Genomic DNA, 26061 nt, shown 5'->3' on the forward strand with positions numbered 1-26061 from the left:
AAACCCGCCCGCCCGTTCCTATGTTCCGCAAGCAGCAGCGAGTTTTCGCCGCACCTTCTTACAGATCAAGGAACATGCGCATGCCTTCCATCCGATCGATCGCCGCATGAGCGGCCCGAAACTGTTCGAGCCGCTCAAGGTCGGCAACCTGACGCTCGCCAACCGGATCGTGATCGCGCCGATGTGCCAGTATTCGGCGACCAATGGCTGCATGAACGACTGGCACCAGATCCACCTGGGGCAGCTCGCGCTGTCGGGCGCGGCGCTGCTGACGATCGAGGCGAGCGCAGTGCTGCCCGAGGGGCGGATCACCTATGGCGACGTCGGGCTGTACGACGACGCGACCGAGGCGGCGATGGCGGGCGTGATCGAGAGCGTGCGGCGCTGGTCCGACATGCCGATCGCGATCCAGTTGTCGCACGCCGGGCGGAAAGCGTCGTGCGAGGTGCCTTGGAAGGGTGGCCTACAGATCGCACCGGGCGAGCCGAACGGTTGGCAGACCGAAGGGCCATCGACGGTCCCGTTCCTGCCCGAGGAGAACGCGCCGGTCGCGCTCGACGTCGACGGGCTCGCGCGGGTGCGCGATGCGTTCGTGGCGGCGACGGTGCGTGCGGCGCGGCTGGGGATCGACGCGGTGCAGTTGCATGCGGCGCATGGGTATCTGTTGCACGAGTTCCTGTCGCCGCTGTCGAACCGGCGCGAGGACGAGTATGGCGGCAGTCTGGAGAACCGGATGCGCTTCCCGCTCGAAGTGTATGATGCGGTTCGGGCTGCGTTCCCGGCGGAGCGCGCGGTGACGATGCGCGTGTCGGGGACCGACTGGGCCGCGGGCGGCTGGGAGTCGGAGCAGACGGTGGCCTTCGCGAAGGCGCTGGAGGCACGCGGATGTAGTGCGATCCATGTGTCGAGCGGTGGGATGACGCCGGCGCAGCAGATTCCGGTCGGGCCGAGCTATCAGGTGCCACTCGCGCGGGCGGTGAAGCAGGCGGTGTCGATTCCGGTCGTCGCGGTCGGGCTGATCACCGATTTCGAGCAGGCCGAGGCGATTATCGGGACGGGCGATGCGGACATGATCGCGCTGGCGCGGACGATCCTGTACGATCCGCGCTGGCCCTGGCATGCGGCGGCGCATCTCGGCGGCAAGGTGAAGGCGCCGAAGCAATATCTGCGGTCGCAGCCTCGGCAGTTCAAGGACTTGTTCGAGGGGTAAGCGGACCGTCCGTGTAGCGACGCCGTTCCCGTGCCGACTGAGGAAACGGCGCCAACGCGCTGCATCTGCACTATTACTATCGGCCAAGCTCAGCGCTCACCCCCAGGCGCGGGGACCGCCATCGTCGAGCGCACGATCGAGATAGAAGGCGGCGCTGATCAGCGCGAGATGGCTGAATCCTTGCGGGAAATTGCCGAGGAACGTGCCGTCCTGCGCGATCTCCTCGGCGAACAGGCCGAGATGATTGCCATGCGCGAGCAGCTTTTCGAAGTTGAACCGCGCCTCGTCGAGGCGGCCGGCCCGCGCGAGGCATTCGACGTACCAGAACGAGCAGGCGACGAAGGTCCCCTCCTGCCCCGGCAACCCGTCGTTGATCTTGTAGCGATAGACCTGGCCGTCGTCGGACAGGTCCGCCCCGATCGCATCGAGCGTCGCCAGCCATTTGGGATCGGTCGGGCCGACGAAGCGGACCAGCGGCATCATCAGCAGCGCACCGTCGACCGCCCTGTCCGCCGGCGTATTCCCCGTCGCGCGGACGAAGCGCCCCAGCGTCTCGTCCCAGAAATTGGCCCAGATATCGTCATGGATCGCAGTGCGCGTTTCCGCCCAGCGCACCAGCGGCGCGGGCAGAGAACGCTTCTGCGCCAGCCGCACCGCGCGATCGACCGCGACCCAGCTCATCAGCCGCGAGTGCAGATAATGCTTGGTTGGGCCGCGCACCTCCCAGATCCCGGAATCGGGCGTCTGCCACGTCTCGCAGACCTGATCGACGACCCGGATGATGTTCTGCCAGCTGTCATGCGAGGGCGGCTCGCCATATTTGCTGCCCAGATAGACGGCGTCGAGCAGCGCGCCGTAAATGTCGTGCTGGACCTGAATATTGGCATCGTTGCCGACCACGATCGGGCCGGCGCCTTCGAAGCCGCCGAGTTCGAGCTTGCGTTCGGATGCCACGGGGCCGCCGTCGAGTGCGAACATGACGCCGATGCTGCCGTCCGTGCACTCGGAGGTTCGGTCCATCGCCCAGTGGAGGAAATCGACCGCCTCGCCCTGATAGCCGAGCCGGAGCAGCGCATAGACGGTGAAGGATGAATCGCGGATCCAGGTCGCGCGATAATCCCAGTTGCGGACGCCGCCCGGTGCCTCGGGCAGGCCGAACGTCGCCGCCGCCGCGATCGATCCGTGCTTGCGCGACGTCAGCAGCTTCAACAGCATCGCCGACCGCTCGACCGTCTCGCGCCAGCGGCCGCGGTACATCGATTGCCGGCTCCAGCTCCGCCAATAGCCGATATCTTTTTCGACGACCGCATCGAGCGCGGACGCGCCCAGCGACACGTCGTCGGGGTTGCTGAGCACCAGCGACACGGTCTCGTCTTCGGCAAGCTCGATCTCGGCGACGAGGTCTTGGCCGTCGGCAACGAGCGTCCCCTTGCCATGCAACGCCAGCGCGAGCCCGGTTTCATGATCGAACCGGCCGCGTGACACGCCGGGTGCGCTCCCGTTCTCGTCGGCGGTGAACGACGCCGCAACGGAGGCAGCGCGGCCGACTGCGCCGTAATCGAACCGCGGTGCGCAGCGGATGCGAACCGTGGCGCGCCCGCGCGTGCATGTGATCCGCCGGATCAAACGCGACGGGACCTCGTTCCGATTGTCACCAACCGGCATCAGATCGACGAGATCGACGCTTGCCTGCGTCCCCATCCAGCGGGTCATGAGGATGTTGGTTTCCGGCACGTACATCTGGACGACCCGCGCGCCATCGAGATCGGGTTCGATCGAGAAATGGCCCCCCTTTTCGGCATCGAGCAGGCGCGCGAACACCGACGGACTGTCGAGGCACGGCCAGCACAGATAATCGATAGTGCCCGCGGTATCGACAAGCGCGATCGTCTCCAGATTGCCGATCGCGCCGTGATCGGCGATCTGCGAGACCTCTGGCGTGCCGGACACGTTCCGGTCCGAAGCGCGGCCGCCCGTGACCGGCTTGGCGGCATCAGCCATTGTCGCGGAAGCCTGGATACAGCGACATCGCGCCATCAATCGTGAGCGTCGATCCGACGATATAGTCGGCAGCGTCAGACACCAGGAACAGCGCGGCGCGCGCGACATCGTCGGGATCGCCGATCCGACCATAGGGGATCAGTTCGAGCAGCTTGTCCTGATCGGCGGTCGCATCCGCGTTGATCGCGGTGGCTATCGCGCCGGGAGCGATGCCGTTCACGCGGATACGATCGCCCGCCACTTCCTGCGCGAGCGTCCGCATCAGCATGCCGCTGCCCCCCTTCGAGGCGGCGTAGTTGGCATGACCCGCCCAAGGAATGACCTCGTGCACCGAACTCATGAAGAGGATCTTGCCGATCGCCCGGCTGACGCCGCGGTCGCCCTGTTGGCGAAACCGGCGTACGGCCTCGCGCGTCACCAGGAACTGCCCGGTCAGGTTGACGTCGATGACCTGCTTCCAGTCCTCGAGAGTCATCTCGGCATAGGCCGCGTCCTTCTGCATGCCCGCATTGGCGAAGACGATGTCGACCCCGCCGAAACGCTCGACGGTCTCGTCGAACATCCGGATCACCGCGGCCTCGTCCGACGTGTCCGCCGCACACGCGAAGGCCTTGCCGCCGGCCTGGATGATCTGGTCGACGACCTCGCGCGCCTTGTCCTCGCTGCTGTTGTAGTTGACCGCGACGGCTGCACCGGCGGCGGCGAAGGCGATCGCGGCGGCGCGCCCCAGTCCCGAACTCGCGCCGGTGATGATCGCGGCCTGGCCGGTCAGGTCGATGTGCATGATGGGTCTTTCGTAGGAAACAGTCCTCGCCCAACGCACCGGGTGGCAACTCTTTCCAATCGCAGACAATCTACCTGATCCTGATCAATCGCGCTGAAACGGACGCAACTCAAACGTATCGCCATGCTTTATGACATCGACACAATGGTGGGGCAGCGTGTGACCAAGACTTTCGGTTCAGGGATGCGCGACTGCCGCAGTATCGGTTTAACGGCTGACCGACGAGGTCAAAGCCGGCCACGCGCGATACCGGCCATATCATTTTGAAAACTGCCTCTTTACCGCTATTTACGAAATCAATTGCGTCACAGCGTCATATCGCGATCGCTATCCCAATCAAAAACGAGGAGCAGCATCTCCCCGCCTGCCTCGCTGCGATCGACCGTGCAGCCGAGGTGTTCGGCGGTCGGGTCACGGTCGTCGCGCTGTTGAACGACTGTACGGACGGTACGCTGGAACTCCTCACGCAGTGGCGCCCACGATTTGCCGAGGTGTCCTGGCATGCCGTGTCGCTACTCGCCGGCTTTCGTCACGCGGGGTGGGCGCGCCGCCTCGCCTGGGATGCCGCGGCCGATCTGCTGGACACCGACGACGATCTGCTGCTGTCGACGGACGCCGATACCAATGTCGCGCCGGACTGGATCGTTCGCACGGTGGCGCATATCGACGGTGGCTATGATGCGGTCGCCGGGCGTGCGCTGACGCTGCGTGGAGACCGTGAGCATCTCGGCACCACGGCGCGGCGACGGCTGGACATGATCGGCCGCTATTATACCGCGCTCGATTACCTGCGCGCCGACGCGGAAGCCTCGCCGCACGATCCCTGGCCTCGACACTTCTACGAAGGCGGCGCGAGCATCGCCCTGTCGCGCAGGCTCTACCGCAGGATCGGCGGCGCCCCCACCCCGCCGGTTGCCGAGGATCGCGCGATGTTCGAGCGTATCAGGCAGTACGGCGGTCGCATTCGCCACGCACTCGACGTGAGGGTCTTCACCTCATGCCGCACCTCGGGCCGCGCGCCCGGTGGCATGGCCGATGCGGTCGCCCGCTGGATCGACCAACCGGAGCACGCGCCGCTCCACGAAACCTACGCGGTGGCCGCCGCGCTCGCCCCTGATCGCGCGACCCGTCGCGACCAACTCAGCTTTGCGACCCTGCCTGCCGCGATTGCCGAAGCGCAGCGCCTGATCAGGCTAGCCCGCCGCGCCAAACCGCCAAAGGTCGAGCCGATACGCGTCGTACCGATGACTGCGGACGACGGTGACCGTTTCGCCGAGGGCGACCTGGAGTTCGGCGACCGCGTCGTCCCCGCTTTTGGGATAATCGGTTTCACCGATCCAGTGCACCAGCAGAATGTGCCCGCCGGGTAAGATCGCAGTCCGCAGATAATCCGCCAACCGGCTGATATCGGCGCTGTCCCAGTAATACACGACCTCCGACAGCAGCACGAGATCGAAGGCGCCGTCGGGGGCTTCGGCGGGCAGGCGGCGACGTTCGACGCGAACGTTCGACTGCTTCCCACACCGTGCGCGCGCGGCGGTGAGGGCGGTGTCGGACACGTCGACCGCCAAGAGAGAGTCGCAGCGCTGCGCCAGGCGCGTCGTCAGGACGCCGTTCGCGCACCCGACTTCCAGTGCGCTGCCGAACCGATCGCCGGGCAACGCGGCGAGCGTCGCGTCATATTTCGCGGCTTCGTAGGCGCTGGTCTCGAAATGCCAGGGATCGCCCCGATCCTTGTAGAGCGCCTCGAAATAGGCGGGTTCGATCGAGTGTTCACGACGCAAGGCGGGTCTCCAGCAGCACGGTGTTGGGGCGATCGATCAGGCGAAGCATCGCTCGCGGAAGGCGGAAATTCTCTCGCGCGCCGACTATGCGGCCGCCGCGCTGGCTCCGGTGGCACGCCATCGCACGGCGTTGTTTCGGCCGCCCAGCCTCGCTGTCGATCGCCAAGGCGCGGACCCCGCGCAGGCGCTGGGTCAGCGCATCGACCGTCCAGCCCCAGACCAGATAGTCGTAGAGCCGGCAACGAAGCCGCGCTGCGACCGCCGCCGCCAGCGCCGCCGCGGCCTCGTGATCGCAGTGCGGGTCGCCCGACCACGTCACCGCGATCTGTCGGATGCCGCGTCGCCTGCACCACGCCACCAGTCGGTCGACGCTGCGGGCGAACACCGGATCGCCCGGTTTGGCGGGCGTCGCATCGGGCCAGTCGAGATGTAGCACGTCGGCCACGCCGCCAAGGATGCGTACCGCGGCCTGCGCTTCGCGGCGGCGCAACCCGGCGATCCGCTGCGCGCTCCAGCCGGGTGCATCGGGGTGCGATCCCGACCCGTCGGTCAGGAACGCAGTGTGCACCCTGCCCCCCGCGGCGCTGACCGCGGCGATCAGCGCGCCGCAGCCCAGCGTCTCGTCGTCGGGATGCGGTGCGAGCACGAGCCACGGCCCCTGTCGCGCCGCGTCCTTCGCCGAGATTCGCCGGGCACGCCGCGTCAGTGCACGCCATGCGTCCCCGCCGGGCGCTACCACCACCGATCGTCGCCCCAGCAATCCTCCTCGATCCACGCCGCCGCCGCCCGGTCGCGCGCCTGATCGGGCACCGGCTGACGCAGGTACAGCCCCAGATCGCGCGTGATCCGGTCGATCCGGCTTTTGGCAAAGAACGACGCAGTGCCGACCGACCGTGCGGCGGCCTCCATGGTACGCAACCCAGCCTCCTCGACGATTCCGCGGGTCATGAGCACGAACGGGATCGCTTCCGCCGCCTGCGTCTCGGCGAGATGCGCGGCGCGTCGAACCCACAGCCCTGCGCTGCGCGTCTCGGTGAGACAGGTGGCGAACCGCGCGCGCTGGATCGGATCGTCGGACTTTCCGCTCGCGACGAGGTGATCGCGCAAATGCCGCACCAATGCCTCGACCGCACCGAGTTGCACCGCGGTGAAGCGCCACGCGCCGGCACTGAACCTAGGTTCGCGCTCGTAATCGTTCGCCGCACCGATCACGCCCTCGCGACCGATCGTCATATCGGAAAAGTCGAACGCCCCGCTGCACGTCCCCCGCATCCCGCGAACCTGCCAACCGGTGTTGTCGGCGCGGGCGATTTCGCCGGCGATCGGCACGAGGACCAGTTGCTTGCCGCCGGTTTCGTCGCGCGCGGTGACGAGGATGCGGTCGAGATGCCCCGCCCCGGTCGCGAAGCTCTTCGCACCATCGAGAGTCCACCGATCGTCGGCAACCTTGCGAATCGCGAGACCGGGGGTTGGCTCGGTGTTCCAGACGCCGAACGTGCGTCCAGCCTCGAGATCGATGTCCAGCGTCGCGCGTTGCTCCGCGTCGCCATAGGTCGAGATCAACTGGACCGCGTTGACATGCCCCTCATACACCCGCCCGAGACTGAGATCCGCACCGCCGATCGCGCGCAGCACGTCGAGCAGCGCATCGGTCGAGCCCCCCGGCGTCACTGCTTTAAACGCTGCCAGCGCTCCCGCCTCGGCCAGCGCATGGAGACGCTCGGCGGGAAAATCTTCGTGCGTGTTCTCCTGGTCCCACGATGCCGCGAGGTGGCGGACGGCTTCGAGGACGGACCAGCCTGATGGATATTGCGTCAGTGGATACATCCCGGACCATCCGGTTGCGGGAGCGCACCGGTCACGAACAGACAACGTCGGACGCGCGCGAGCGTTGCGAGTCGCCGTCCGCCGCCGTTCAAACAGTTACGCAGAGGTAAAACGCATGCCAACCATCGGTTAACGCTTGGCCGGCATACTCGCAGCATCGGATAGGACGAGATCGATGGCAAGCACACAGGACGTCTTCACGCTGGTCGGCAAGCGCATGCGCGGCACTCTCGGTGAGCAAGGTCACCGGAGTCGGGCCGTCGAGATGCCGCCGATCGCCGAACTCATCTGCCGGATCGATCGCGCACTGCAGGATCGGCGCGCCGCCTGACCCGGGTCTAGTCGGATCGGTCCGCGACGGCGATTGCAGATGCGTACATCGCCGCGGCCCGACGCTCACGCAGATCCTCGAATGCATCGCGCGGGTCCGGCGCGTCGCCGGTCGAGCGCAACACCGCCCACAGGGCAAAGCGCCGGCCCGGTTCGCGCTCGGTGCCGAACGCGATGGCAACCTTCTCGCGTCCGTCGTCGATCGCGCTCTGATCGAGCGCATCGATATCGGCCGTGCCGAAGAAATGTCGTAGTACCGCGTCGAGATCCATTGCGCTTCCTGTAGCCCGCGTAGCCGAAACGCAACCGGTCCCGCGCGGCGCTGCGGCTCGAAACGGTTGCGATCCCGCCCCCTACCGCTTAGACGCCCGCCGATACACGCGTATCCCGGACGGGTGGCCGAGTGGTTTAAGGCAACGGTCTTGAAAACCGTCGTAGGGGCAACTCTACCGTGGGTTCGAATCCCACCCCGTCCGCCAAATTACGACGCTCGCCGGTGCAAATTCCGAAACGGACAATCAGTTGGTTCGGTCCGGCGGGACGATCGGTAAGGGCAGCGCGGCGATCGGGACGCCCTCTTCGGCCAGAGCCTTGGCCTCGGCGAGGCTGGCCCGTCCGTGGATGGTGGCGTGCTTTTCCTCGCCGAGATGCATGGCGCGGGCGCGATCGGCGAAGGCTGTACCGACCCATTGCGACGATTCGAGTGCCTTGGCCTGCTGTTTCGCCAGCGTCGCCAGGGCGGACTTGATCGCGTCGGGGCTCGGCATCGGCGCCTTGCTGTTGCCTTTTGCCGGGATCGCAGGGGCCATGAGCGCCTTGATGATCGTGCTGTCGTCGCAAATCGGGCAATGGACCTGCCCCGCTTCGCGCTGCGTTTCATACGCAATGCTGGAGCCAAACCAGGCTTCGAAGACATGGCCCCCGCCGCACTTCAGATCGAAGACGATCACCGCACGACCGTGACGGGGGGGATGGCACGACGGTGCGCGATCGCCGGGATGCGCGATCGGACGTCGCGCAGTCGGTCGGCGTCGATCTCGGCAAAACCCAACCCGGACGCCTCACCCATGTCGAGTAAAACATCGCCCCAAGGATCGATGACGAGCGAATGGCCGTAGGTCGTGCGTCCGTCGGCATGCTCACCGGTCTGCGCCGCGGCGACGACGAACGCCCCCGCCTCGATCGCGCGGGCGCGCAGCAGGATGTCCCAATGCGCCGCGCCAGTTGGTCGCGTGAAGGCGGCGGGGACGGACAATATAGTGGCGCCTGCGTCGCTCAAGGCGCGATACAGATCGGCGAACCGAAGATCGTAACAGATCGATGGACCGACCATCCCGACGGGCGTGTCGATCACGGTCGCGGCGTCGCCCGCGATATAGGCGGCGGATTCGCGCCAGCTCTCGCCGGTCGGCAGATCGACGTCGAACAGATGCAGCTTGTCGTAACGCACTCGGATCGTGCCGGTATCGTCGATCACGAACCCGCGATTAGCGAGCCTGCCGTCGGAGCGGCGAACCGCCAACGAGCCCAGATGCACCCATATGCCTGCATCGGCGGCAGCGGCGCAAACCGCTGCGAGCACGCGGTCCTCGGCCTCGCTTACGATCGAAGCGCCCGCCCGGACCCGATCGCGGTCGATCAGGCCCGACATCTCGGGCGTGAACAGCATCGCGGCATCCTCGCCTGCCGCCCTATCGATCGCATCGACCAGCGTCTTCGCATTGACGAGCGGATCGATACCGCTCGTCATCTGGAGAACGCCGATCCTGGCCATCAGGCCAGCAGAGCGTCGAGACCGCCCTTTGCGTCAAGCGCCGCGAGGTCGTCCGAACCGCCGATGTGCTTGCCGTCGATAAAGACCTGCGGCATCGTATTGCGACCGCCCGAGCGCTCGACCATCTCGGCTTTCTTCGGGCCGCCCATCGTCACGTCGAACTGCTCGGGTTCGACGCCCTTCGAGGCGAGAAGTTTCAGCGCGCGCGTGCAGTACGGGCAGAATGCCTTGGTATAGATTTCTACTTTTGCCATGCGCCGGAGATGTGGTTTCCGCCGAGCGCTGTCAACTCGGCGAGGGTAAATTGGGCGGTCAATTCGGCGTCGATCAATCGCTTGCGGTCGGAGACAGCACGCGCGCCCAGCACAATATCGTGACCGATCGCGCGCCCGCCTTGAGCAAGACGCGCGTACAGCCGTCCGTGGTCGCGCCGCTGGTATACACGTCGTCGACGAGCACAACCGACCGCCCCCTAACCCGCTCGGGCGTGCGAACAGCGAATGCACCCGCGACCGCCCTCGCGCGCGCTTTCCCTCCCAATCCTCGCAGCACGAGCGTCCGCCGCGTCCGAACGAGCACATCGCAATCATGGGTGACGCTGGATAATGCCGCCACAGATCGGGCGATCAGCGCCGCCTGGTTGAACCCCCGCGACCAGATCCGCCATCGGTGCAGTGGCACCGGCACGAGCAGGTCGGCATCATCGGGCATCAGGCGATGCATATGCCGCGCCATCGTCTCGGCAAAAGCGATCCGGCCGCCATATTTGAGCCGCAGCACGAGGCTGCTCGCGATGGGTCCGTAGGCGACCGCGGCGCGGACACCGGCATGCCGAGGCGGCTCGGCGAGGCATGGCGCGCAGACGACGCCCTCGCCGCGATCGAAGGCGAACGGGCGGTTGCACGCCACGCACCAGGGCGGTCCGAGAAACCGCAGGCTGCTCCAGCAGGTCGCGCAGAACCGATGATCCTCGGCGACGGGCGTCCCGCAGCCGCCACAGCGCGGCGGTAACGCGAGGCCGATGATCCGGCGAAACGGTCCGGTCATGCCGTATCTCCCCCGCCTTGAAGCCTGCTCCCGTCTGGCTCCCCCTGCGAGACCTTGTCGTGGAAGCCCGACCACGGCACAAGCGCGGTCGTGTCAGACAGCCCTCCCGAAATCTTCGACCGCGCCGCGCGTCGCCTGCGTCGCGACCGCGCCGCACCCGATTATGCCGATCATGCATTTCTTCGCGGGACGATGCTCGACGGAATCGCCGAGCGGCTCGACGCGGTCACCCGCCCGTTCACCGACATCCTCGACCTAGGGTGTTTCGATGGCGCATTCTCGCCGCCGCCGGGCGCCCGCGTAGTGCGGTGCGACGCGGGCTTCGCGTTTGCCGCACGAACCGGCGGGGTACAGGCCGACGAGGATCGCTTGCCGTTCGCCGACGCGTCGTTCGATCTGGTGGTCTCCGCGGGCGTGCTCGACCAGGTCAACGACCTGCCCGGCGCGCTTGCTCTCATCCGACGCGTGCTGCGTCCGGACGGGCTGTTTCTCGGCGCGTTCGTCGGCGCGGGGAGCTTGCACGCGCTCCGTGCGGCGTTGCGGATCGGCGAGAGCGAACGCCCCGCGGCGCGTCTTCATCCACAGATCGACGTGCGGTCGGCAGGGGACCTGCTGATGCGCGCCGGCTTCGCGTTGCCGGTCGCCGACGTCGAGACGCTCGATGTCCGCTATGCCGATCTGAGCCGCGTGTTCGCCGATCTGCGCGGCATGGCGGCGAACAATATGCTCGCGCAACGCCAGCCCCTGACACGCGACGTGCTCGCCCGGACGTTCGCAGCATTTGCAAATGCTGCCGACGATGCGGGAAGAACGCGGGAGACGTTCCAGATCGTCTTCCTGACAGGCTGGTCGCCCGATCCCTCGCAACCCAAGCCCGCGAAACGCGGCAGCGCGACAGCGTCGCTGGGCGACGCGCTCAAGCGCTAGGCGATCAGTCCGTCGCCCTCCGCGGCACGCGCCAGGATGCGTCCCATCGCCTCGAACAGCGCATCCATCGCGACCGGCTTGAAGATCACGTCGTCCGCTCCCGCGGCAAGGCATCGCTGGCGGAGGTCTGGCGCGATATCCGCGGTGACGACGATGATCGGCACGACCGCCTTTGCATCACCTCGGGCGCGGATGTGCCGAATCGCGGTTATCCCATCCATGCCGGGCATCCGCAGATCAACCAGCACGATCGCGAACTCGTCGTCATCGAGGATCTTCAAGCCGATTTCGGCGCTCTCCGCTTCGACCATCGTCGCCCCGGCGACGTCGAGCATGTCTTTGACAACACGCCGGTTCATCCGGTCGTCTTCGATGAAAAGGACGTTCACGAGGTAGGTCGCGAGGGGCGTTTGAAAGGAGGCGAAAGGACCGTCATGCCGCTACGTCTACGCGTCATGCAGCGTGAGATACAAGGTCAGGAATTGAGTGGTTTTTTAAAACTGATCCATGTAAAACTGCCGCGATAAGATCGGCCCCGCTGACCGGCTTTGCCACGACGCGCGTGATCCCTGTCGCGAGCAATTCCTCGCGTTCCCGATCAGCCGAAATGGGCCATAGCAGCGTCGTTTCGACACATGCCGATGCGGCTGCGTAGGCGATCCGAGTCAGCGCTGCGATATGATCGCCCTCCCCTCGTACCGTCGCGTCGTCGATCAGCACGCGCGCGACATTGCCCAGATCAAGTCGAGCGATAGCTTCGTCGACCGACGTCGCGCACCCGACTGGACCACAACGCGGCGTGAGCAACGTCGTGAACATACTGCATGTGATCGGGTTGCGATCGAGTACCAGCGTTACCGTTCCCTCCACAGCGCCGCGTTCGGTGATCGCGATAGGTTCGGCGCGGATCAACGGGAGCGTCAACGTGAACGTCGCGCCGCGACCGATCGCGCTGCCGACCGACACATCGCCGCCCATCGCACGCGCCAGGTTGCGGCAGATCGAGAGACCAAGCCCGGTCCCGCCGAATTGCCGCGTCGTGCCCGCATCGGCCTGTTTGAACGATTCGAATATCTCCTCGAACTTGCCCGGCGAGATGCCGATACCCGAATCCGTGACGGCAATGCGGAGACGGTCATCCGTAGCGACGTCGATCGTCAGCACCACCTCGCCCGATGTCGTGAACTTGAGCGCGTTCGACAGCAGGTTGAACACGATCTGTCGGACGCGCGCAGCATCACCCATGATCATGTCCGGACAGCCGTCCAGGTCGACGACGAACGACAATCCCTTGGCACGGGCCTGCTCGTCCCACATCCGGGTCGCGTCGATCACCGTCGCGCGAAGATCGAACGGCGCGGACTCGATCGTCAAATTCCCCGTCTCCATCTTGGCGACGTCGAGAATGTCATCGACCAGAGCGCGCATCCTGACACCGGCGCCGTGGACGATGTCGAGGCGGTCGCGGATCGCGGTCCCGAGCGCCCGATCCGCGAGCATCACCTGCGTCATGCCGAGAATACCGTTGAGCGGCGTCCGTATCTCATGGCTCGTGGTCGCCAGGAACTCGGTCTTGGCGGCGAGTGCTTTGCCAAGCGCATCGTTGGTCACGGCGAGGTCGTCGTTCGCCGCCCGCACGCGGTCGCGGCTGCGGCGGATCGTGACCAAGCCGACCGCCAACATTGCGATCAGCACCGCCACCGCGGCCGATGTCCCCAGAAACACGTAGCGCTGAGTCTGCGCGCGCGCGCGCTCGAACGCGATGCTGCGTTTAAGTTCTCTGGCCTTGAGTTGACTGATCTTCAGTTCCTGATTCGCGAAGTCGAACCGTGCCGCCATCAAAGCGGTCTTGGTGCTGGTTGCCAGTTTGGTGGCATCATCATCCAGTCGCTTGATCGCCTGAAGCTGAACCAAGGCGCTCGACGCGTCGCCGCTTTTTCTGCTGACATCATAGGCCGTCTGATGGACATCCCTGTATGACATATCGGTGGTCTTCGAATCGATCCCGGACAATGCCGCAGCGATCAACTCATGTGCCGAAGCGATATCGCCGTGCTGCAATGCAGCCTGTGCTTCGGTAGCGAACAGCCGGCTGCGTAGCCCCGCGTCGAGCGAATCAGCGGCCTTGCGCGCCATTCTTAGCGCTTGGTCCGCCCGCGCGAAATTTCCAATCTCCAGTTGGATGCGCGCGGTATTGATATAAATCTCTTCGATGAGATTGCGGCTTCCAAGCTTTTTGGCCATCGCCAGTGCCTGCGCCAGCTCGTCGCGTGCTTGCGGATAACGGCGCATCTGAGCCAGGGAGAGCGCCCGGTTATTATGAATGGCGAGCGAAAGACTGATATCGATCCCGTAGATATCCAATGCCTGCTGATAATATTTGAGCGCCGTCTGCTGCTCTTGGGCTTGGTCGTAGAGCGATGCGATAAACACCAGAGCGCGAGACTGCCCCCGCAGATCGTCGAGATACCGATAAAGTTCGAACGCCCGCTGATAGTCCCGCAACGCGTTGCCCGCCTGACCTCGATTGCTGTCTACCCACCCAAGCGAGAGAAGAAGGTCAGCATGCAGCTTCGACCTCGGTTCGCGCTGCACTACCTCGGTGATAGCACTCCTTACCGCGGCCTCCGCCAAATCTGTCTTGTTCGTCCTTAAATATGCTTCCCCCTGCAGCCACAGCGCAGTTGCCAGCGCGATGTCGCGGCGATCAGCTTGCGGGATGCGTGCGCCGAGACGCTCGGCGTCGATTGCCTTGGTCAGCGCCTCCGTCGGATCGGTCAGCATCGCCTCCTTCGCTGCGGCGACCGCCGTTTCGTAATTTTTGCTGCTCGTCGTCACGCGCGCAAGCGGTGACGCCGTCGCGGATGCGGCGTTCATCAGCAACACCAGCGGCGCCACGAACGTAGCGAAAAATCGGACTAGAGCGTGGGTCAGGCGCGCTTCCACACGGTCGCCAGTCGATTGAATGGCGCCCGGACGTCGGTGGCCAGCGCCAGCGCCTTGCCGTCGTCGAGAAAATGGATCAGCGCATCGATATTGATCGGACGACTGATCAGGAATCCCTGGATCATGTCGCACCCCATCACCGAAAGGAGCGCCATCGCCGCGGGCGTCTCGACGCCTTCCGCGACGACTTCCATTTCCAGCGCATGCGCGAGATCGATGGTCGAGCGAACGATCAGCGGGTCGCGGTTCGAGCTCGTCAATTGAGTCACGAAAAGCTTGTCGATCTTCAATTCTCGCGCCGGCAATTGCTTGAGATACGCCAGTGAAGACAACCCCGCCCCGTAATCGTCGATCGCGATGACGATGCCGATCTCGGCAAAGACCTTGAGGTTCGCGATCGCGCTTTCGGGATCGCGAATGACCGACGTTTCGGTGATCTCGAACCCGAGTTGAGCACCGCTCTGCTCGACCAACGCGCATGCCTGTTTAACGAACCACGCATCTGCCAGAAGCACGCCGGAGATATTGATGAACACCCGCAAATCGTGCCCGGCCTGCGACAATATCTTCTGGTCCTCGATTGACCGTCGTATCGTCCACAGGGTCAGCGCTACAATATCGTGGGTTTCTTCAGCCAATGGAATGAAGTCGCTCGGCAACACCAGTCCGCGTGTCGGGTGGTTCCAGCGAACCAGTGCCTCGACGCTCGTGATCTGCTGCCGCCGAAGGTGGACCTTCGGTTGATACTGCAGAAAGAGTTCTTCGTTTTCGATCGCAACGGGCAAGTCCCGGACGAGTTGAGCCCGATCGATTGCCTCCGTGCTTCCGGCTACGTCGAGCGCAACTGGGGTGCGCTCGATACGCGCCTCCGCCAAAGCCTGTTCCGCTGCCTCGATCAGGTGAACCTCGTCGCGATGCGGGGCCGCCGCGGCACCACCGAGGCGCGCCTGAATATCGTGGACCTCGCCGTCGATATCGAATGGACGTTCGAACGCGCCTTCCAGCGCGGCGATCGCGACATCGAGCGCAAGCCGAGCCCCGCTCTCGAACGCGATTTCCAGGATTTCGCGACCGACCGCAACGATGCGCGCGTCCGGAAGAGCTTCGCTCACTCTCGCGCCGAAATCGACGATCAGTGTCTCCGAACGGGCTTTGCCGAGGTGGCGTCGCAGCGCGGCAAAGTTGGCGATCTCTGCCAGGATCAGGAACCGCCAACCGTTCAACGCCCGATCGCAGATCCCGTCCTGCCGGAGTTCGCCGAGCAACACCGAGTCGACCAGCCGCGCATCGCTTTGCGCCGGGCTGCACTCGATCTGCGAGTACGGATGTTCGCTCATCCGGCCGTGCTATCGGCGAGCCCTAAACATACCCTTAACTGCAAACGACACACACATATAATGTATGGTTAACAGACTATAAAGATGATTGTTTAACGTCGCATTAGTGATATGTTGTGCGAGCACCGGTAACGGTGCTCATAAGGGAGCATAAACATGCTGAATTTCATTGTCTTTCTACTCGGTAACACCATCAAGCCTTGGTGAATAACGTTCGTCGGTCCGGATACAGATTCGCCACCAGTTGGCGCGTCAGGTTTCCGGACCGACATTTAACCGTTATTAGTCAATGACTAACGAGTTTTGATCAGGGCTGTCCAAACGCGCCTTTGATTAAAACTTCTAACGTTACTTCAAATAAAACCTCATTGGCTGCAAGTTGCACCAATTCCGGTTTCTAATCCCTACATTGCCGAACAGCGCTCGTTCACCAGCCGAATCGACGGTTAGGCCGGCGTCACGTAACATGTAGCGGATGAAGCGTTGCCGGGTTCGAGAACCTCATCGAGTCGTCGACCGAGCCGAACTTCAACGCCAGCAGATCCAGCGCGTAATTCTGGTTCAGCTTCCACGGCTTGCGTTCGCCTTGAACCGGCAGAGCCGCAGCGGCGCGCTGCACATAGCCTGAGGTGAAATCCAGGAACGCCTCCTGCTTCATGCTGGGATCGTCGTTGGTTGGTGTCGCCTGCCGCAACCCACGTTTCTTCATCGTGTTAAGCAGGCGGCAGACGTACACCGCGGTCAGGTCCGCCTTCAGCGTCCACGACGCGTTGGTGTAGCCGAAGGTGGAGGACAGGTTCGGCACGCCGTCGAACATCATGCCCTTGTACTGGAGCCGTCCGGCGAGTTCGATCGGCTTGCCGTCGAGGCTGAAAGCGACTCCGCTCATCAATTGCAGTTCGAGCCCAGTGGCGGTGACGATCACATCGGCGGGCAGGTCCTTGCCCGAATCGAGATCGATGCCCTCAGGCGTGATGCGCGCGATCGTGTCGGTGACGATCGAGGCGGCGCCAGCGTTGATCGCGGTGAACAGGTCGCCGTCGGGGACCAGGCAGACGCGCTGGTCCCAGGGGTTGTAGCGCGGGGTGAAGTGCGTCGCGACGTCATAGTCGGGGCCGAGATGATCGCGGACCATGCCGATCATCCGCTCCTTCACCTTGTCCGGCTTCTTCCGCGCAAGACGGTAGAAGACCATCCCCATCAGCACGTTCTTCCACCGCGTGATGCCGTAGGCGGCCTTGGCCGGCAGTTTGCCACGCAGCCAGTTCGCTACGCCGTCCTCGCCGGGCCGGGCGACGATGTACGTCGGCGAGCGCTGGAGCATCGTCACGTGCGCCGCGGTCTTCGCCATCGTCGGCACCAGAGTCACCGCGGTCGCGCCGCTGCCGATCACGACGACATTCTTGCCGCTATAGTCGAGGTCCTCGGGCCAGAATTGCGGGTGGACGATCTGCCCCGCGAAGCTCTCCGCGCCCTCGAACTCAGGCGAATAGGCCTTGGCGTAATTGTAATAGCCCGCGCACATCGAGAGAAAATTGCAGGTCAGCTTTTCCGGACCGTCGGGGCCGGTCGCTTCAACGGTCCAGCGCGCGTCCTCGGTTGACCACGCGGCGGACTTGACGTGGTGGCCGTAGCGGATCTTGCGATCGATCCCGTATTCCTTCGCCGTATCCTCGACATAAGCGCGGATCGAGGGGCCGTCGGCGATCGACTTGGCCGCGGTCCAAGGGTGGAAGACGAACCCCAGCGTGTGCATGTCCGAATCGGAGCGGATGCCGGGATAACGGAACAGATCCCACGTCCCGCCCATCGACTGCCGCCCCTCGAGGATCATGTAGGTCCGGTCGGGGCAGCGCGTCTGGAGGTGGTAGCCGGTGCCGATCCCGGAAATGCCGGCGCCCACCACGATCACGTCGACATGTTCGGTCATGCTGCATCCTCACGCCCCGGCGTTACGCCGTAGGTTTCATAACCGAACCTATCCTGTTGTGATCTTTACTCAATAGTCCTTCGTATATTTCACGCTCGCGCTCTGCCCGCCGCTCGATCCCGCTGCCGACAACAGGCTGAGCGCCTTGGTCAGTGCGATCTCGAGCTGCGTCGAGGTGAAGCCCTTCGCGTCGGTCACGATCTCCACATAAATGTTCTTCGTGATGTACTTGCCCGCAGCAAGGCTCGTCCCGCGACCGGTCGCCTGATCGGCGCCGAGCACGCGCAACCGGTCGAACCCGGTCGCCGAGCGCAGCTTGCCGAGCGGGTTCAGACCACCGCCGCCCGACCCGCGCAGCGAGTTCAGTGCGGAGGCCAGCTGGATCGCCTCGGTCGCCGACAAATTGGCCGGGCTGGACCCGAACAACAGGCGGCTGAGCACCTCGTCCTGCGGCAGTACCGGCGTCGACGTGAACGCGATCTGCGGCTTCTGGCCGGTCCCGGTGACGTTGATGACGACGGTGATGTCGCTGGTGGTCGTGGTCGCCTGGATGTTGATATCGGGATCGGTCAGCGCGCCGCCACGGAAGCGGATCTGGCCCTTGTTCACCTCGAACCGCTTGCCCGAGAACGAATAGGTGCCGCGGACCACGTCCATGCCGCCGGTGACGATCGGCGCGGCCGACGTGCCGCCGATGTGCATGTCCATCTCCCATTCGGATTCGAGGCCCATGCCCGAGACGAACAGCTGGTTCGGCGCCCGGACGCGGAGGTCGAGCTTGAACTTGCCGATCGCAGGCACGTCCGAGCGATCGGTCGAGACCGGCGTACGGATGTCGCTCTTGCGGCGGACACCCGTCAGTTCGGGCACCTCGGCCTGGCCCTGGCGGATGATCTGGTAGCGTGCCTCGGGGATCTGGAGATCGCCTTGGATCAGGCCACCATTGCGCCCGTTGGTGAGGTGGACCGTGCCCGTAGTCGTGGCGCTGATCGCGTCGCTCTTGGCAAGCTGCGCATTGTTCAGCGTCGCGCGGATGTCGATCGGGAAGCCGCTGTCCGCCGCGAACCCGATCGTGCCCTGCGCCTGCACGGTGCCGTCGCCGGCCTTGGCGGTCAGCTGCGTCAGTTGCAGGTCGGTGTTCGAGAACCGCCCGGCGATCCGCATCTGCGACAGGCGCGTGCCATAGGTCTCGTTGTCGTAGGTCAGGTTATCGGCGCGGACGACGCCGTTCAGCTGCGGCGCGGACAGCCTCCCGGAGAAGTCGGCGGCGACCGCAATCGGTCCCGACAGTTGCTGGTTCGGGATCGCGGCAAAGCTGAACAGCACCGCGGACGGACCGTTGTAGCGGATCCCACCCGACAGCGGCGCGGCCATCAAGCGCGTGCTCCAGGAGCCGTTGCCAGCCGGAAGCGGCCGAAGGTTGGCGACCATGCGGCCGATCACCGACGTCCCGCGGCGGACCAGCGCGCGGCCAGTCGCACCCTCGCCGCCGAGCGTCCCGGCGAACACGATGTCGACGGGGTCGGAGACGGCGGCGAGACCCGAGCGGGTGAAGTTGGTGACCGTCACGCGGGCGTCCGCGGTCGGCAGTGCGGCCGAGTTCGCCTGCGAGAAGTCGAGGCTGCCGGTCGCCTTGCCGCCGATGCCGAGGTTGGGGACGAGAGCGGAGAGCGTCGACAGGTCAAGGCGATCGAGCCGGACCTGCGCGTTCGTACCGCGGCCGTAGCTGCCAGCCAGGCGCGCCGAGCCGCCGCCTGCGCCACCGAAGTCAATCCGGGTCGGCGACAGGCGATATTCGCCCTTGACCGCCTGAATACGAGCCGGGTTGACCGTGCGGAAGTCGATGCCGTTCGCCTGCCCCTGTGCGGCGACGAGGTAATTGTTGGGGCTGAGCTTGGCATTGACGGCGAGACGGAACGGTACGCCGTTCGAGCCGGTCAGCAATGCCTGTGCGGTGCCGTTGCCACCGACGTAGTTCACCTTCGCACGTGCCGCGGATAGGACGATCGCGCCGTAGCGCATGTCCGCGACCTGTGCATCGGCAACGATCTGTGGCGTCGGGGTCAGGACGGCTGTGGCGTTGACGATCGCGCGGCCGATGGTGAAGTCGACCATGCCGGGGATCTTCGCGCCGTTGGCACGGGCCGCGACGTCGGCGCGCTGGTAGCCGCCCTGGTTGGCGAGGCGGACGTTGCCCGACAGGCCTTGTCCGGCGAACTGGAGCGCGCCCGCGAACGGGCCGGCCGCAGTCTGGACGATGCGGCCGCTGCCGACGATCCCGGCGAACACCACGCGGCGCACGTCGACCGCGAGTTGCGCGCCCGGTTTGACCAGCACGTCAGCGGTGAATGGCCCGTAGTTGGTGCCACCGCTCGCGGTGACGGCATACGCGCCGCCACGGCCGACGATGCGCGCGTTGAGATTGACGAGGCCAACGCCCACGCCCGGCCGCGGTGCACGCAGGACGACGACCGGCGCCGTCGCGCTGCCCGTGACGCGAGCAGACAAGGGGCCGTAGGCGGTCGAATAGGCGTCGGCATTCACCAGCACGGCGCCGGTGGCCGGATCGAACCGACCTTCGCCGCTCGTCACGCGGAACTGTGGCGCGTTCATGCGGAGATTGCGGAAGGTGACGATGCCTTCGGGGCTGTAGCCGATGTCCGAGCGGACGATCGCGTTGCCGCCGAGGAAGCTGCGCGCGCCTTCGTTAAAGATCTGCGAGGTCTGCGCGACGACGCGACCGGTGATCCCGAAGCCGCCGTTGGGGCCCGGTACCAGCTTGGCGTCGGTCGTCAGGTTGACGATGCCGATCCCGTCGACGCGGTAGTTGTTGATCCGCCCCTTGAGCGCACCCGTATAGCGCCCGGTCGCCATGTTGGCGACGACCACCGCGGTCGCATCGATCTTGTCCGAGCGGATCTTGAGGTTGTCGGAGAGGACGTTGACGCCGGAGATCGCGAAGTCGCCGTCGATCGCGACGTTGGTCGCGAGCCCGCCGACGGCGGCATTGAGCCCCGTCACGCGACGTGCGCGCGCCTTGACCGGCACGAGGATGCGGTCGGAGTTCACGCGCGCGAGACCCTCGGCGTAGAGGTTCTCGACGCCCATGTCGCCGAACGCGATCGTTGCGGCGCGGACCTTGTAGTCAACCGTCGGCGTCGCGAACGCGCCGTCGAGCACGACGCGCGCCGTGACGTCACGACCGCGAAGGTTCGGCAGGATCGCGCCCGGGGTCAGCAGCTTCGCGTTGACCGCGAAATTGCCGAAACGGCTGTTGGCGAGATCGATCAGGCCGCCGGCGTCGACCGCAAGCGCGTCCGACTTCAGCGTCATCCGCGTGTCGGCCTTGCGGTCGTTGAGCGTGGTATCGATCGCGACGTCGAGCTGCGGCGACGTCAGGCGCTCGACCGGACCTTCGAGATACAGGCCGGGACGCGTCGAACCGCGCACTTCGATATGACCGTTCTTCGCGGTCAGGCCAAGGTTGGCGAGTTGCCCGCCGCCGAGCGTGGCAACGGCGCGACCCTGCCACGAGGCCCAGCTGCCGCGACCATCGACGGTTGCCGTCAACGGTGCCTTGAACGACCCCATCGTCGAGACGACGCCGCCGACCGGCGCGGTCAGCTTGACGTTGACGTCGAGCTTGTTCTGTTCGGGCACAGCGTCGAGCTTGAGCACGAGGCGATCGCCACCGGCGATGCCGGGGCCGGTCAGCGCGGTCGCGTTGGTGGTCAGTTGCGCGCGCTTGTCGGCGATGTGGACCGCGCCGTCGATCTTGACGATATGCGTCTGGCCGGTGACCGGCTTGGCGATCAGGAAGCGATCGATCACCAGGCGGTTCACGTCGATGTCGAGATCGGGGAGCAGCGGCGCGTTCGGATCGGTCGGCGTTGCGTTGAGTATCGGGCGGCGCTGCAGCGTGACCAGCGGCGTGGTCAGCGAACGCACATCGACATGGTTCTTGGCGAACGCGAACGGACGCCAGTCGACGGCGAGCTTCGGGCTGGTCAGGAAGACGCCCTTGGGATCCGACACCCGCACGTCGCTGAGCGTCATCGCGCCGTAGATCGAGCCGTCGATCCGACCGACCTTGATGTTGAGGCCGGACGCGGTGGTGTAGCCGCCGATCTGGTCCGCGACGAGGCGCCGCCCCGGATCGGTGTTGATCCCGAACAGCACGATCAGGACGAGCGCGACGAGGCCGACAGCCAGGATCGCGAGCCATTTGAGGATGCGCTGCCATAGCGGGCGACGCTCGACGATCACCGTTTCGGTCTGCTCGAACTGGTCCCGCTCAGCAGGGCCCTGTTCAACAGGTGGAGTGCCGTTTTCGGCCATCAGAATGCCTGCCCGATCGAGATATAGAGGGCGACCTTGCCGTCGCCCTTGCGGGGGTTCAGCGGAGTCGCGACGTCGAACCGCATCGGGCCGAAGCTGGTGTAGAAGCGCCCGCCGATGCCCGCGCCGTAGCGAAGGGACGACAGGTTCGGCGTGCTGCTCTCATAGCTGTTGCCCGCGTCGATGAACGGCACGATGCCGTAATCGCCGAACCGGTAGCGGGCCTCGAGCGCGAATTCGTTGAGCGAGCGCCCGCCGACCGGGTTGCCGTTGGGATCGAACGGCCCGAGCCGCTGATAGCCGTAGCCGCGCACCGAACCGCCGCCGCCGCCGTAATAGCGCCGCGAGGGGGCGAGATCGTCGCGGTCGACGCCCTGGATCGAGCCGGCCTTGGCACGGCCCGCGATGACGATGCTGCTGGAGACGGGATAGTAGAACGTCCCCTCGATCATCGTGCGGACGTATGGCTTCACCGACCCCTGCACCGAGGTCTCGGGGCTGAGGTTGAGCGTGAGGCGATAGCCCTTGGTCGGGTTGAGCAGGCTGTCCGAGCGATCGAACTTCACCTGGCCCGGCAGCGCGACGATGCCGTAGGTGCGGCGGACGTCCTTGCCTTGCGTGAAGTCGTAGACGCTCTCGTTCGTGCCGACGAGTTCGCCGCCATAGTAATAGGTCAGCGGCTTCTGCCAGATCGGCGTGGAATCGTAGCTCCAACGAACGCCGACGCTGGTCGTGAACGCGTCATAGGCGTCGTAATTCGAATGGTTCGCGCCGGCGGTCAGGCTGAACGTCTTGTCGCGCTTGCCCGCGTTGGCGCGGCGGAACGTGCCCGCCAGACCCTGCTCCTGCGTACCGGCGATCACCGACGCGATCAGCGCGCCCTCGTACGGGAACAGGTTGCGGTGCTGCCACGTGCCTTCCGCGCGGAAGCCCTGCCCGGTCGAGAACCCGACATTGCCGCCGAGCGAGCGCGGCTTGCCCTCGCTCTGGCGGACCAGCAGGTCGACCTGCTCGGTGCCATCGGGGTTGATCGTGCCGGTGCGGACCGGCTCGACCGACACCGTCGAAAACAGCGACGTCGCGACCAGCGCATCGCGCAGATCGTCGGTCATCCGGTTGTCGTAGAGTTCGCCCGACTTGAAGCGAGGGAACAGGTTCAGATGCTCCAGGTTGAACACTGGATCGCCTTCGGTGCGAAGCTGCCCGAACGACGAGCGCGGGCCGGTATCGACGGGCAGCGTGTACGCGCCGGTCGGGGTCTGGTCGTCGAGCAGGATGTCGCGCTCGCCGATCTTGACGAACGGATAGCCCTGCTGCGGCAGCGTCAGACTGACATTCGCCTCCGCGCCCTGGATGCGTGCCGCCTCGATCGGATCGCCGACCTTCAGCGGCAATTGCGTACGGACCAGATCGGGGGGCGTCGTCGCGTCCGACTTCACCGTGATCGACGACAGCGAATAGAGCCGGCCGGGTTGCGCGCTGACCGTCGCCTTCAGCCGCGCGGGCTTGGTCTTGTCGGCGTCGGGGATCGTCTCGATCGTCGAGATCGCCGTCGCATCGTAATAGCCGAGCGACTTCAGCAGCCGCACCGCCAGCGCCTCGTCCTCACGCGCGCGCGCTGCGACCTGCGTGGCGTTCGCGGCCTTGCCCTTGCCCTCGGCGAGTGCGGACAGCGCCTTGTATTCGCCTTCGAGCCCGTCACCCGCCTTGTCGAGACCCTTGGTCGCGGTCTCGTAGCGGATCTCGGGCGCGTCCTTGTCCTTGATGTCCGCCGCGGTCTGAAGCGGGGTCGTGTCGAAGCTCGACAGCGGCGTCAGCGGTTGCGCGAGTTGCGGGTCGCTCGGGCCGGTCGGCGGCAGGACGTCGCCGGCCAGCGTGGTGGCGGGGGTCGTCGCGGTTGCGGGCGTCGCGGGTGCCTGGGCAGGTGTCTGCGTCGACGGAGCGGGCAGCGGCGCCATCGCTTCCAACGGCGCGTTCAGGTCACCGCTCAACGGCGGCAGCGCGCTGTCGAACTCGGCGTCCGGCACAATCGGCGCGTCGGCGCGTGGGTCGTTCGACTGCGGCTGATCGCTGGGCTTGGGCGCGTCGGGGCCTTTGGCCGGAGCGGTGCCCGGCTTGGCAAGCTGTGCGGACGCGAGACCCGCAAATCCCCCGGTAAAACCTGTAGTCGACGCTACCAACGCCAGAGCGAGCCAATGATGCCGGCGGTTAGAAGCTGTCACACGATCCCCTTTACAGGCAGCGATCGTGCTCGATTCACCCCCATCTTCGTCCACGTAACGCACATAGGACGGCTTGGTTTCACAAAAATTAACCTCAGACACAGCCGATTAGGCCGCCGACCGGCATGACGATCGTATCGCGGCCGGGGCGGTCGATCCGTAGCGTCGCGGACGTCACGGTCGCGCCGGCGGAGATGTCGGCGCGGACGGCGACCGCCATGTCGAGCGTCGCGGTCACGTCGCCGCCGCGATATTGCGTGACACCGCCAAAGCCGAAGCCGATCGCGGGCGACTGGGTCGTCATCGCATAGTCATTGGTCTTGCCGTCGATCGCCAGGCGGATCTGCGCGGGGTCGGCGGTGGCCATCGCGACGAGTTGTCGGCCGGTGTCCATGCTCCAGAGATACGCGGCGCATCCCTTGGCGGGGAGCTTCTGCGTGCCGATCGCGCCGAGGGGGCCCGGACCCGGATTCGACCCCGGATTGGCCGCAGCAGACGGGGCCGCGGCCTGCAGCGCGAGCATAAGAGCGAGCGAGATCATGGCGTCAGGCCTATCATGAACAGCCACGCGGGATAAGCCGCGATCGCCAGCAACGCGCCGAACGGGAGCGCGGTGTCCGCTGCCATGCTACGCCCCTTGAGGTGTGCGACGAGGACGACGCCGAGCCCGATCATGCTCGCGATCAGCAGGACGGCGGGCAGCATCTGCCACCCGAGCCATAGGCCAATCGCGCCGAACAGCTTGGGATCGCCGCCGCCCATGCCGTCGCGGCCACGGATGTGTCGATAGCCGAACGCGACCAGCCACAGCGTGCCGAACCCGGCGAGACCGCCGATCAGCCGTTCCTGAAGCGGCGGGTCGACACCGAGCGCGGCGCCGACGAGTGCGGCCGCAGCAAGAAGGATCGTCAGTCGATCGGGCAGCCAGAATGCGACGAGGTCTAGGCTTGCCAGCGCCAGAAGCAGCCATCCGAACACCGCGCCAGCGATACCAACCACCCCCGGTGCGACGATCCCCGCAGCCAAGCCGATCACAAGCCCCGCCAACTCGATCCGCCAATGCACCGGACTGATCGCGACGCCGCACCCTTTGCACCGGCCGCGCAGGACGAGCGCGCTTACCAGCGGTACCAGTTCGACCGCGCGGAGCGTCCGCCCGCAGCCATCGCACGCCGAGCGCCCCTGCATCACCGATCGTCCGTCGGGCCAGCGCGTCACCAGCGCCGCGACGAAGCTGCCGATGATCGCCCCGAGCACCCCCAGCACCACCGCCCAGAACCCGGCCTCAGACACCCGTTTTTCGCACCAGGTAGCGATACACGCCGAGGAGGTTGATCCCGAACAACACGATGTTCTGCGTGCCTAGCGCCCAGTCCCCGGTCAAGGCCGCACCGCTCAGCCAGGCGATCGACGAGCCGACGAACAGCACGAACCCCCACCCCGTCACGCGCCGCCCGAAGTCGAGCGACACCATGAACGCGGCGATGACGCCGGACGCTGCGGCGGACCATTTGAGCGTCGTGATGAGTGTTTCCATGACGGGAGGTCTAGGCGCATCCCGCGGTGCTTTGTATTGCCGCACATCAACCCCAGATACGGGGGCA

Annotated in this window: 22 protein-coding genes, 1 tRNA gene and 1 pseudogene; 5 read left to right on the forward strand and 19 right to left on the reverse strand. The window is 65.6% G+C overall.

Going from position 1 to position 26061, the window contains the following annotated elements:
• Positions 1–106 precede the first annotated feature (106 nt).
• The gene (locus tag ASG20_RS07165) at positions 107–1210 is read left to right on the forward strand and encodes an NADH:flavin oxidoreductase/NADH oxidase (RefSeq protein ID WP_056050612.1); all 1104 of its coding nucleotides are present in this window, start codon (positions 107–109) and stop codon (positions 1208–1210) included.
• 96 nt (positions 1211–1306) lie between these two features.
• On the opposite strand, the gene ASG20_RS07170 is transcribed toward ASG20_RS07165, so the two are convergent.
• Both ASG20_RS07170 and ASG20_RS07175 read right to left on the reverse strand, forming a co-directional pair.
• Positions 1307–3211: a glycoside hydrolase family 15 protein gene (locus ASG20_RS07170; RefSeq protein WP_156364166.1), complete on the reverse strand. Its 1905-nt coding sequence runs from the start codon at positions 3209–3211 to the stop codon at positions 1307–1309.
• Positions 3204–3995, reverse strand: a complete 792-nt coding sequence (locus ASG20_RS07175) for an SDR family oxidoreductase (protein WP_056050614.1) — start codon at positions 3993–3995, stop codon at positions 3204–3206. The genes ASG20_RS07170 and ASG20_RS07175 overlap by 8 nt, the downstream gene beginning before the upstream one ends.
• A 263-nt stretch (positions 3996–4258) precedes the next feature.
• On the opposite strand from ASG20_RS07175, the pseudogene ASG20_RS19875 reads away from it, so the two are divergent.
• Positions 4259–4690, forward strand: a pseudogene (locus tag ASG20_RS19875) (glycosyltransferase); the annotation flags it as partial.
• 498 nt (positions 4691–5188) lie between these two features.
• On the opposite strand, the gene ASG20_RS07185 reads toward ASG20_RS19875, so the two are convergent.
• Genes ASG20_RS07185 through ASG20_RS07195 form a run of 3 tightly spaced genes read right to left on the reverse strand, consistent with a single transcriptional unit; the run spans position 5189 to position 7606 of the window.
• Positions 5189–5779 (reverse strand): class I SAM-dependent DNA methyltransferase, encoded by a 591-nt coding sequence (locus tag ASG20_RS07185; protein WP_056050618.1) that lies wholly within the window; start codon positions 5777–5779, stop codon positions 5189–5191.
• A complete protein-coding gene (locus ASG20_RS07190; RefSeq protein ID WP_231420906.1) occupies positions 5769–6521 on the reverse strand; it encodes a PIG-L deacetylase family protein in 753 nt (250 codons plus the stop codon). The genes ASG20_RS07185 and ASG20_RS07190 overlap by 11 nt, the downstream gene beginning before the upstream one ends.
• Positions 6512–7606 carry an acyl-CoA dehydrogenase family protein gene (locus tag ASG20_RS07195; protein ID WP_056050623.1) on the reverse strand — a complete coding sequence of 365 codons (1095 nt, stop codon included), beginning with the start codon at positions 7604–7606 and terminating at the stop codon, positions 6512–6514. The genes ASG20_RS07190 and ASG20_RS07195 overlap by 10 nt, the downstream gene beginning before the upstream one ends.
• A 175-nt stretch (positions 7607–7781) precedes the next feature.
• On the opposite strand from ASG20_RS07195, the gene ASG20_RS19335 reads away from it, so the two are divergent.
• Positions 7782–7937, forward strand: a complete 156-nt coding sequence (locus ASG20_RS19335; RefSeq protein WP_156364170.1) for a hypothetical protein — start codon at positions 7782–7784, stop codon at positions 7935–7937.
• A gap of 7 nt (positions 7938–7944) precedes the next feature.
• Here ASG20_RS19335 and ASG20_RS07200 read toward each other — a convergent pair whose 3' ends face one another.
• A complete protein-coding gene (locus ASG20_RS07200) occupies positions 7945–8208 on the reverse strand; it encodes a hypothetical protein (RefSeq protein WP_056050625.1) in 264 nt (87 codons plus the stop codon).
• Positions 8209–8325: 117 nt separating this feature from the next.
• Between ASG20_RS07200 and ASG20_RS07205 the strand changes: the two genes are divergently transcribed.
• A tRNA-Ser gene (locus ASG20_RS07205) sits at positions 8326–8415 on the forward strand.
• Between the two features lie 39 nt (positions 8416–8454).
• On the opposite strand, the gene ASG20_RS07210 is transcribed toward ASG20_RS07205, so the two are convergent.
• The 4 genes from ASG20_RS07210 to ASG20_RS07225 form a co-directional block, all read right to left on the reverse strand.
• Positions 8455–8886: a DUF1178 family protein gene (locus ASG20_RS07210; RefSeq protein WP_056050627.1), complete on the reverse strand. Its 432-nt coding sequence runs from the start codon at positions 8884–8886 to the stop codon at positions 8455–8457.
• Positions 8883–9710, reverse strand: coding sequence for a carbon-nitrogen hydrolase family protein (locus ASG20_RS07215; protein ID WP_056050628.1), 828 nt, complete (start codon positions 9708–9710; stop codon positions 8883–8885). Before ASG20_RS07215 ends, ASG20_RS07210 begins: the two co-directional genes overlap by 4 nt.
• A complete protein-coding gene (gene grxC, locus ASG20_RS07220) occupies positions 9710–9964 on the reverse strand; it encodes a glutaredoxin 3 (RefSeq protein ID WP_056050631.1) in 255 nt (84 codons plus the stop codon). The genes ASG20_RS07215 and grxC overlap by 1 nt, the downstream gene beginning before the upstream one ends.
• Positions 9965–10037: 73 nt before the next feature.
• On the reverse strand, positions 10038–10757 hold the full coding sequence (locus ASG20_RS07225) for a ComF family protein (protein ID WP_056050633.1): 720 nt from the start codon (positions 10755–10757) through the stop codon (positions 10038–10040).
• A 90-nt stretch (positions 10758–10847) separates the two neighbouring features.
• On the opposite strand from ASG20_RS07225, the gene ASG20_RS07230 reads away from it, so the two are divergent.
• Positions 10848–11684 carry a class I SAM-dependent methyltransferase gene (locus ASG20_RS07230; protein ID WP_082470929.1) on the forward strand — a complete coding sequence of 279 codons (837 nt, stop codon included), beginning with the start codon at positions 10848–10850 and terminating at the stop codon, positions 11682–11684.
• Here the strand turns inward: ASG20_RS07230 and ASG20_RS07235 are convergent.
• The 9 genes from ASG20_RS07235 to ASG20_RS07275 all read right to left on the reverse strand — a co-directional run bounded on the left by ASG20_RS07235 (position 11681) and on the right by ASG20_RS07275 (position 25994).
• Positions 11681–12073 (reverse strand): response regulator, encoded by a 393-nt coding sequence (locus ASG20_RS07235; protein ID WP_056050637.1) that lies wholly within the window; start codon positions 12071–12073, stop codon positions 11681–11683. The genes ASG20_RS07230 and ASG20_RS07235 overlap by 4 nt on opposite strands.
• A gap of 64 nt (positions 12074–12137) precedes the next feature.
• Entirely contained in the window at positions 12138–14561 is a 2424-nt protein-coding gene (locus ASG20_RS07240) for a tetratricopeptide repeat-containing sensor histidine kinase (RefSeq protein ID WP_236698771.1), read from the reverse strand.
• A 53-nt stretch (positions 14562–14614) separates the two neighbouring features.
• Positions 14615–15967 carry an EAL domain-containing protein gene (locus tag ASG20_RS07245; RefSeq protein ID WP_082470843.1) on the reverse strand — a complete coding sequence of 451 codons (1353 nt, stop codon included), beginning with the start codon at positions 15965–15967 and terminating at the stop codon, positions 14615–14617.
• A 457-nt stretch (positions 15968–16424) separates the two neighbouring features.
• Positions 16425–17897, reverse strand: a complete 1473-nt coding sequence (locus ASG20_RS07250) for a flavin-containing monooxygenase (protein ID WP_056050642.1) — start codon at positions 17895–17897, stop codon at positions 16425–16427.
• A 69-nt stretch (positions 17898–17966) separates the two neighbouring features.
• Positions 17967–22235: a translocation/assembly module TamB domain-containing protein gene (locus ASG20_RS07255; RefSeq protein WP_056050645.1), complete on the reverse strand. Its 4269-nt coding sequence runs from the start codon at positions 22233–22235 to the stop codon at positions 17967–17969.
• Positions 22235–24457 (reverse strand): autotransporter assembly complex protein TamA, encoded by a 2223-nt coding sequence (locus ASG20_RS07260; protein WP_056050647.1) that lies wholly within the window; start codon positions 24455–24457, stop codon positions 22235–22237. Before ASG20_RS07260 ends, ASG20_RS07255 begins: the two co-directional genes overlap by 1 nt.
• A 94-nt stretch (positions 24458–24551) precedes the next feature.
• Positions 24552–24998 (reverse strand): hypothetical protein, encoded by a 447-nt coding sequence (locus ASG20_RS07265; protein WP_056050649.1) that lies wholly within the window; start codon positions 24996–24998, stop codon positions 24552–24554.
• Positions 24995–25750, reverse strand: a complete 756-nt coding sequence (locus tag ASG20_RS07270; RefSeq protein ID WP_056050650.1) for a prepilin peptidase — start codon at positions 25748–25750, stop codon at positions 24995–24997. The genes ASG20_RS07265 and ASG20_RS07270 overlap by 4 nt, the downstream gene beginning before the upstream one ends.
• Positions 25743–25994, reverse strand: a complete 252-nt coding sequence (locus tag ASG20_RS07275; protein ID WP_056050651.1) for a hypothetical protein — start codon at positions 25992–25994, stop codon at positions 25743–25745. Before ASG20_RS07275 ends, ASG20_RS07270 begins: the two co-directional genes overlap by 8 nt.
• Positions 25995–26061 lie beyond the last annotated feature (67 nt).

This window comes from Sphingomonas sp. Leaf198 (assembly GCF_001424005.1).
Taxonomy (GTDB): Bacteria; Pseudomonadota; Alphaproteobacteria; order Sphingomonadales; family Sphingomonadaceae; genus Sphingomonas.

Bases quoted from the DNA above. Each gene is read 5' to 3' on its own strand.
- ASG20_RS07255 (WP_056050645.1), bottom strand. From the start codon at position 22,235: ATGGCCGAAAACGGCACTCCACCTGTTGAACAGGGCCCTGCTGAGCGG.
- ASG20_RS07240 (WP_236698771.1), bottom strand. From the start codon at position 14,561: ATGAACGCCGCATCCGCGACGGCGTCACCGCTTGCGCGCGTGACGACG.
- ASG20_RS07250 (WP_056050642.1), bottom strand. From the start codon at position 17,897: ATGACCGAACATGTCGACGTGATCGTGGTGGGCGCCGGCATTTCCGGG.
- ASG20_RS07225 (WP_056050633.1), bottom strand. From the start codon at position 10,757: ATGACCGGACCGTTTCGCCGGATCATCGGCCTCGCGTTACCGCCGCGC.
- ASG20_RS07170 (WP_156364166.1), bottom strand. From the start codon at position 3,211: ATGGCTGATGCCGCCAAGCCGGTCACGGGCGGCCGCGCTTCGGACCGG.
- ASG20_RS07215 (WP_056050628.1), bottom strand. From the start codon at position 9,710: ATGGCCAGGATCGGCGTTCTCCAGATGACGAGCGGTATCGATCCGCTC.
- ASG20_RS07175 (WP_056050614.1), bottom strand. From the start codon at position 3,995: ATGCACATCGACCTGACCGGCCAGGCCGCGATCATCACCGGCGCGAGT.
- ASG20_RS07200 (WP_056050625.1), bottom strand. From the start codon at position 8,208: ATGGATCTCGACGCGGTACTACGACATTTCTTCGGCACGGCCGATATC.
- ASG20_RS07195 (WP_056050623.1), bottom strand. From the start codon at position 7,606: ATGTATCCACTGACGCAATATCCATCAGGCTGGTCCGTCCTCGAAGCC.
- ASG20_RS19335 (WP_156364170.1), top strand. From the start codon at position 7,782: ATGGCAAGCACACAGGACGTCTTCACGCTGGTCGGCAAGCGCATGCGC.
- ASG20_RS07245 (WP_082470843.1), bottom strand. From the start codon at position 15,967: ATGAGCGAACATCCGTACTCGCAGATCGAGTGCAGCCCGGCGCAAAGC.
- grxC (WP_056050631.1), bottom strand. From the start codon at position 9,964: ATGGCAAAAGTAGAAATCTATACCAAGGCATTCTGCCCGTACTGCACG.
- ASG20_RS07275 (WP_056050651.1), bottom strand. From the start codon at position 25,994: ATGGAAACACTCATCACGACGCTCAAATGGTCCGCCGCAGCGTCCGGC.
- ASG20_RS07265 (WP_056050649.1), bottom strand. From the start codon at position 24,998: ATGATCTCGCTCGCTCTTATGCTCGCGCTGCAGGCCGCGGCCCCGTCT.
- ASG20_RS07165 (WP_056050612.1), top strand. From the start codon at position 107: ATGAGCGGCCCGAAACTGTTCGAGCCGCTCAAGGTCGGCAACCTGACG.